This window comes from Prochlorococcus marinus (genome assembly GCF_001180245.1).
Classification (GTDB): domain Bacteria; phylum Cyanobacteriota; class Cyanobacteriia; order PCC-6307; family Cyanobiaceae; genus Prochlorococcus_A; species Prochlorococcus_A marinus_F.
This window is the reverse complement of record NZ_CVSV01000004.1, coordinates 1-597: the sequence shown is the minus strand read 5'-3', so window position 1 is coordinate 597 and position 597 is coordinate 1. Positions and strand designations below refer to the sequence as shown.

Below are 597 nucleotides of genomic sequence, written 5' to 3'. Positions count from 1 at the left end.
TTTACAGTGAAAGGCCCAAAGGGTGAGTTAAAACGTCTCATGCCTGAGGGAGTTAGTTTTGATAAGAAAGATAATACTGTTGTCGTAAGTCCAACTACAACCAAAATATATTCAAGGCAGAGACATGGTTTATGTAGAGCCTTAATTGCAAATATGGTAGAAGGGGTTACTCAAGGTTTTTCGAAGAAACTAGAAATTGTTGGCGTTGGATCCAGAGCACAAGTAAAAGGTAAAAATCTAGTTGTAAGTGCAGGATATAGTCATCCTGTAGAAATGATCCCCCCCGATGGTATAACATACAAAGTTGAGAGTAATACAAACGTTACCGTATCTGGAATTGATAAGGAAATTGTTGGCAACGAAGCAGCAAAAATCAGATCAATTAGACCTCCAGAGCCATATAAAGGAAAAGGAATTAAATACCATGATGAGAGAATTCTCAGAAAAGCTGGTAAATCTGGCAAAAAATAATTCTAATTAAAAAAATGACCAAACTTTCCAGGAAATTACAAACCCAAAAAAGACATAGAAGATTAAGGAGATTCTTAATTGGAGATGCAACGCGTCCAAGATTGTCTGTTTTTCGTTCTAATAACC

At 36.2% G+C, this 597-nt stretch carries 2 protein-coding genes; both read left to right on the top strand.

Annotated elements, in window-relative coordinates; genetic code table 11:
- On the top strand, positions 1–471 hold a 471-nt coding region (rplF, locus tag AMO19_RS00030), incomplete at its 5' end, for a 50S ribosomal protein L6 (protein ID WP_075506823.1).
- A 14-nt stretch (positions 472–485) separates the two neighbouring features.
- Positions 486–597 (top strand): 50S ribosomal protein L18 (locus AMO19_RS00025; RefSeq protein ID WP_306452406.1); only part of this gene is annotated, 112 nt, incomplete at its 3' end.